Source organism: Microbacterium sp. 5K110, from assembly GCF_005774735.1.
Lineage (GTDB): Bacteria > Actinomycetota > Actinomycetes > Actinomycetales > Microbacteriaceae > Microbacterium.
Genome location: NZ_VBUM01000132.1, coordinates 1 through 6199, shown reverse-complemented (window position 1 = coordinate 6199; position 6199 = coordinate 1). Strand labels below are relative to the sequence as shown.

Annotated in this window: 7 protein-coding genes; 2 read left to right on the top strand and 5 right to left on the bottom strand. The window is 71.0% G+C overall.

The features are described from left to right. The 3 genes from FE256_RS17345 to FE256_RS17335 form a co-directional block, all read right to left on the bottom strand. Positions 1-243: winged helix-turn-helix domain-containing protein (locus FE256_RS17345; RefSeq protein ID WP_138178134.1), on the bottom strand; the 243-nt coding region annotated here is incomplete at its 3' end. Between the two features lie 243 nt (positions 244-486). Beyond that, a complete protein-coding gene (purU, locus tag FE256_RS17340) occupies positions 487-1374 on the bottom strand; it encodes a formyltetrahydrofolate deformylase (protein ID WP_138178132.1) in 888 nt (295 codons plus the stop codon). Between the two features lie 74 nt (positions 1375-1448). Further along, positions 1449-2645, bottom strand: a complete 1197-nt coding sequence (locus tag FE256_RS17335; protein ID WP_138178130.1) for a cobalamin-independent methionine synthase II family protein — start codon at positions 2643-2645, stop codon at positions 1449-1451. Positions 2646-2760: 115 nt separating this feature from the next. Here FE256_RS17335 and FE256_RS17330 point away from each other — a divergent pair, with 115 nt between their 5' ends. Both FE256_RS17330 and FE256_RS17325 read left to right on the top strand, forming a co-directional pair. Continuing rightward, positions 2761-4125 (top strand): MFS transporter, encoded by a 1365-nt coding sequence (locus FE256_RS17330; protein ID WP_252371079.1) that lies wholly within the window; start codon positions 2761-2763, stop codon positions 4123-4125. A gap of 70 nt (positions 4126-4195) precedes the next feature. After that, complete coding sequence (locus tag FE256_RS17325; protein ID WP_138178128.1) at positions 4196-4888, top strand: GNAT family N-acetyltransferase; 693 nt, start codon at positions 4196-4198, stop codon at positions 4886-4888. A gap of 3 nt (positions 4889-4891) precedes the next feature. Here FE256_RS17325 and FE256_RS17320 read toward each other — a convergent pair whose 3' ends face one another. After that, on the bottom strand, positions 4892-5101 hold the full coding sequence (locus FE256_RS17320; protein WP_138178126.1) for a multidrug transporter: 210 nt from the start codon (positions 5099-5101) through the stop codon (positions 4892-4894). 5 nt (positions 5102-5106) lie between these two features. Then, entirely contained in the window at positions 5107-5916 is an 810-nt protein-coding gene (locus FE256_RS17315; RefSeq protein WP_138178124.1) for an SDR family oxidoreductase, read from the bottom strand. Positions 5917-6199: the final 283 nt, after the last annotated feature.

Here is a 6199-nt window from a genome sequence, read left to right as displayed (position 1 = left end):
GAACGGCCGCGCCGACGACTCGTGACGGTAGCGCTTGGCATCCCCGCCGCGCAGGCGGACCACCTCGACCACGCGGATGAGCCCGGCGCGCTCCAGCACGCGCAGGTGATAGCTCGCCGCGGCTTGCGAGACGCCGAGCTCGCGGCCCGCTTCGGCCGCGCTCAGCGCGGCGCCGGTCAGCAGCGACAGCAAGCGCAAGCGCAGCGGGTGCGCGGTCGCCCTCAGGTCGTCCAGTCGTGACATCCCGCCATCGTGCCCGCGTGGGCGCCGACCGTCAAATGACTCTTTGGGGGTCGCGGCATCCGCTGCCCTGCTGCGGTCGATGCCTCATCGCCGCCGCGAGCGCCCCCCGCCGTTTCGCCGAGACTGCATCCGACTGACATCTCCACTGCAGGCTGCAGTGGGTTTGTCAGGCAGGTGCAGTCTCGGTGGTCCGGGGGCACACGGCGGCGACCGGATGCCGCGCTACCGCGACCGGATCGCGCGCTACGACGTGAAGACGATCGTGTGGTTGCCGTGGCGGATGATGCGGTCCTCGGCGTGCCAGAGCACCGCGCGCGAGAGTACCTGGCGCTCGACGTCGGCGCCGCGGCGCGCGAGCTCGGCGGCCGAATCGGCGTGCGTGACGCGGATCGTGTCCTGCTCGATGATCGGACCCTCGTCGAGGTCGCTCGTGACGTAGTGCGAGGTCGCGCCGATGAGCTTCACGCCGCGCTCCTTCGCCTTCTTGTACGGCTCGGCGCCGATGAAGGCCGGCAGGAACGAGTGGTGGATGTTGATCACCGGCACCCCGATCTTGTCGAGGAAGTCGGGGGAGAGGATCTGCATGTACCGCGCCAGCACGATGAAGTCCACGTTGCCGACCAGCAGCTCGAGGATGCGGGCCTCGGATGCCGACTTGTCGGGGCCGGGCGTGGACGGGACGTGGAAGAACGGGACGCCGAAGGAGCGGACGTCCTCGGCCGAAGTGGTGTGGTTGGACACGACCATCGGGATGCTCACCGGCAGGTCGCCGCGGCGATGACGCCACAGCAGGTCGAGCAGGCAGTGGTCCTGCTTGGAGGCCAGGATCGCCATGCGCTTGGGAGTAGCCAGGTCGGTCAGCTTCCACTCGAGTTCGAAGCCGTCGCGGAGAGTGCGATGCAGATCGGCCTGAATCTCGGGGAGGGATGCCGCGAGGTCGGGGCGGTGGAACACGACGCGCTGGAAGTAGGCCCCGCCGCGCGTGCCGTCGGAGTACTGGTCGAACGCGACGATGTTGCCGCCCTGACGGGCGATGAGAGCCGAGACCGCGGCGATGATGCCGGGGGTGTCGCTGCCGTGGACGATGAGGCAGGCGTGATCGGGCTGCAGGTGGGGACTCGCGGAGACCATCGCACCATTCTGCCGTGCCCCGGTGACGTCGACGAACACCGCCGCCCGGCGGGCCGCAGGCCGGGCACCCCGCGTCAGACGCGGGCGCGGCGTGCTCCCTCGCCGAGCGCCTCGAGCTTGGCCCAGGCGATCTGCGGGTGCACGCGTCCGCCGAGGCCGCAGTCGGTCGAGGCGATCACGCGGTCGGCGCCGACGATCCCGGCGAACCGCTCGATGCGCTGGGCTACGAGGTCGGGGTGCTCGACGACGTTCGTCGCGTGGCTGACCACGCCCGGCACCAGGATCAGGTCGTCGGGGACGGCGGCATCCGCCCACACGCCCCACTCGTGCTCGTGCCGGACGTTGGCGGCCTCGAACGAGATCTGGCCCACGTTCGCCTCGAGAACCACAGGGAGGATGTCGCGCAGCTCGATGTCGGTGACGTGGGGGCCATGCCACGAGCCCCAGCACAGGTGGAGGCGCACGCGCTCTCGGGGGATCCCCGCGAGAGCATGGTTGAGCGCCTCGACCCGCGTGCGGGTGAACGCGACGTAGTCGGCGACCGAGGGGGCCGGGTTGATCTGGTCCCAGCTCTCGGCCAGAGACGGATCGTCGAGCTGCAGGATGAGCCCGGAGTCGACGATCGCGCGGTACTCCTCGCGGAGCGCGTCGGCCCACGCGAACAGGTGCTCGTCGTCGGAGGCGTAGTACTCGTTCCGCACCCGGGCGGCACTGCCGGGGGCGATCGAGGTGAGGAAGCCGGTCTCGCCCGCGTCGAGCGCGGCGGTGAGATGCCGCACGTCGGCGGCGACGGCCTCCGCCCCGCGGTAGGCGATCGGCCCGGTCGTGGTCGGGAACGCCGTCGCGACCTTGCCGGTGGCGATGCCGCTGTCGGGGTCGAGGTACGCCTCGGAGAACAGCCCGCGGTCGCGGCGATCGAGGAACGAGGTCAATCGCACGCGGCCCGGCTCGGACCGCACCGGTGGCTCATTGAACGCGTTCACGTCGGTGAGCGACAGTCCGCTCACGCGCTGGAACGAGTACGACCACCAGGCGCCGTAGTCGACGGCATTCGACATCGCCTTGCCGAACTCGCCGTCGCCGGGCAGCGTGATGCCGGCCTCGCGCTGGCGGCGGACGACGTCGGCGACCGCGTCATCGACGAGCGCGTCGAAGGCGGCGTCGCCGGGGACGAACGTGAAGCCGTCGTCGGCGAAGGGACGTGAGGCGTTGGCTGCCATGAGGGCGTCGGTGCGGGGAAGGCTGCCGGCGGTGGTGGTCTGGATCTGCATGCGAATCCTCCGGTGTGTCGGTGCGAACCTACTCGCTTGCTCCGACACGCGCGATTCTCCGTGCTCCCCGCGGCATCCGGGTCCCGTGTCGGAGCCCGCCGGTAGCCTGGACGGGATGCCATCCCTCGTGGCATCCGTTCCCCTCGATCCCCCAGGAACCTCCGTGATCAGCACCCTCGAACGCCCCGGGTGGCGCACCTGGACGCTGTGGGCGGTCGGGGTGCTCGCCTACGTCGTGTCGATCGTGAACCGCACATCGCTGTCGGCCGTCGGCGTCGATGCCGCCGTGCGCTTCCACGCCGACGCTTCGGCACTGTCGATGTTCGCCGTCATCCAGCTCGCCGTCTACGGAGCGATGCAGATCCCGGTGGGGCTGCTCCTCGACCGCTACGGCGCGCGCCCGATGATCGCCCTCGGCATGGTGCTGATGGCCGCAGGCCAGTTGGTCATGGCGTTCGCGGATGCGGTGGGGATCGGCATCCTGGCCCGAGTGCTCATCGGTGCGGGCGACGCCATGATCTTCCCGAGCGTGCTGCGCGTGATCGCGACGTGGTTCCCCGCGCAGCGGGCGCCCGTGCTCGTGCAGCTGACCGGGATCATCGGCCAGCTCGGCCAGATCGTCGCCGTCGTTCCGCTCGCCGCCCTCCTGCACGCCACGAGCTGGAGCGTCGCGTTCGGCAGCGTCGCGGGTCTCGCCGTGCTCTTCGCGGTTCTGACCTACGCGATCATCCGCAACCGCCCTCCCGAGCGGCGTGACGATCCCGTCGACACGTCGGTCGACACGCAGACCGGTGCGATCCGGGTCGTGAAGTCCTCCGCCGACCTGCGGCAGGGGTTCCGCGAGTCGTGGTCGCATCCCGGCACGCGTCTCGGCTTCTGGTCGCACTTCACCACCCCGTTCGCGGGCACCGCGTTCATGCTGCTGTGGGGCTTCCCGTTCCTCACCGCGGGCGAGGGGCTGGATGCGGCCACGGCCTCGGGGCTGATGACCCTGTTCGTGCTCTTCGGCATCGTCAGCGGTCCGGTGATCGGGGCGCTGTCGAGTCGGCATCCGGGTCGCCGATCGCGGTGGCTGGTGCTCCCGACGGTGGTGTTCCAGGCGGTGGCGTGGATCGTCGTCGCGGCGTGGCCCGGCCCGGCGCCGGTCTGGCTGCTGATCGTGCTGATGTTCGCGCTCTCGACCGGCGGCCCCGCGTCGATGATCGCGTTCGACCACGCCCGGACGTTCACCCCCAGCCACCGCCTCAGCACGGCCACGGGCATCGTGAACGGCGGCGGGTTCCTCGCGGCCCTGCTGGCGATCCTGTTCATCGGTATCGCGATGGACGTGCAGGGCGCGGGCAGCCCCGACACGTACTCCCTGGATGCCTTCCGCCTGGCGTTCCTCACGCAGCTGCCGCTGTGGCTGATCGGGGGAATCGCGATCGTCGTGGAGCGCGGCCGCACCATCCGCCACGTGGCGGGGACGCACCCGCGCTGAGCGGAACCGTCTCGTCGTCGGCCGGGCGCTTCCCGCGGTGCGCGGATGCCGTGGGTGCCAGACTCGGAGCATGAGCACGACCGGCATCGACATCCGCCCGCTCGACACCCTCGAGGCGATCCTCGCCGGGGCGCAGCTGTTCGACGACGTGTGGATCGGTGACCGGGCGACGATGCCGGCGAACATCCTGCGGGCGCTCGAGCACTCGGGCAACTACGTCGTCGGCATCTACGACGGCGACCGGATGATCGGGGCCTCCGCGGCGTTCTTCGGGCCGCCCGCGGAGCGCACGATGCACTCGCACATCACCGGCATCCTTCCGGGGCACCAGGGTCGCGGGATCGGCCGTCGACTCAAGGCTCACCAGCGCGAGTGGGCGCTGGAGCGGGGGATCGGCCACATCACGTGGACGTTCGACCCGCTCATCCGCCGCAACGCGCACTTCAATCTCGCCGTCCTCGGAGCCAGTGCCACCGAGTACCTCGTGAACCAATACGGCGAGATGCCGGACGAGGTCAACCGCGGCGACGAGTCCGACCGGCTGATGATCGATTGGGCGCTCGCCGAGCCTCCGGCCCCGACGCCGACGGATGATGCGGTGCGTGCGATCGTCGCGCTCCCCGACGACATCGAGGCGCTCCGACGCACCGACCCGGCGGCGGCCGCCGAGTGGCGGCTGCGGGTGCGGGAGCAGCTGCGGGGGGCGCTGGCATCCGGACTCCGCATCGGTGGCGTCGACCGGCGCGGCTACCTGTTGGTCTGAGGCTCAGTCGCCCGAGACGGGGGTGTCCTCTTCTGCCGCGGGGTCTCCCTGCCCCGGGCCGGGGCGGACGGCGGCGTCATCGCGCACGTCGATGCGGGTCACGCCGTCGTGCTTCGTGACGTCGAAGCGGGGAGCGGCATCCTCTTCGGTCGCTTTCGGGGCGCTCGTCAACTGGTCGTGACGGTTCTCTTCGAAGCTCTTCTCGTCGCTCATCGCGCTCATTCCTCTCCCGCCGAACGCCACGCGTCCGACTCCATGTGAGACCCGGCCTGCGGTCCCATCTGCAACATCCCGCCATCGACGACCCAGCTCGCACCGGTGACGTACGAGCCCGACGTCGAGGCCAGGAAACGGATGACGTCGGCGACCTCGTCCGGCTTGCCGGGGCGACCGAGCGGGATGCCGGGGCGGTGGATGCGGTCGGCATCCTCGGCATCCATGTCGTTGATGGGCGTGGCGATCTCGCCCGGGGCGACCGCGTTCGCGGTGATGCCGTACTGACCGAGTTCGAGCGCCATCGTCTTGATGAGCCCGCCGAGGCCGTGCTTCGCCGCGACGTACGGCGCGGAGCCGACGCGCGGCTGGTGCTCGTGCACGCTCGAGACGGCGATGAGGCGTCCGCCGTTTCCGGCCGTCACCATGCGGCGGGCCGCGGTGTGCAGGGCGAGGAATGCGCCGTCGAGGTTCAGCGCGATGTCGGTGCGCCACGTCTTCATGTCGAGGTCGAGGAAGCTGCCCCCGATCCCGCCGCCGGCGTTGTTGACGAAGACGTCGAGGCCGCCGAGCTCGTCGGCCAGGGCGTTCACGGAGTCGGGGACCGCGTCGAAGTCGGTCGCGTCGAACTGCGCCACGACCGCGCGGGCCCCGCGGGCGCGGACGGCGGCGGCAACCTCTTCGGCGCCGTCCTTGTCGCTGTTGTAGGTGATGGCGACGTCGATCCCGGCTTCGGCGAGGGCGAGGGCGGTGGCCGCGCCGATGCCCGAGTCCGAGCCGGTGACGATTGCGTGGCGGGGAGTGAAGTCGCTCATGCGGGCGACGCTACGCGGCGAGGGGTCGCCGGGCGCGGCCCTTGCCCCGGGGTGCGCGAGGCGTTACGGCTGCACAACTCCTGCGGAATCGGCGGGGCGGTGGCATCCGGGGCCGTGGGGGAGCAGGTTTGCCGGAGTTGTGCGCGCCCCGGGCCGGCGGGGACGCCGCGACCCCCGCATCACGTCGCGAGTGGCGCGCCCCCGCATCACGTCGCGAGTGGCGCGCCGCGGGCCCGACCGGTGTCGCGAGCGGCAGGAAATCGCGCGACCAAAGGGACGGGAC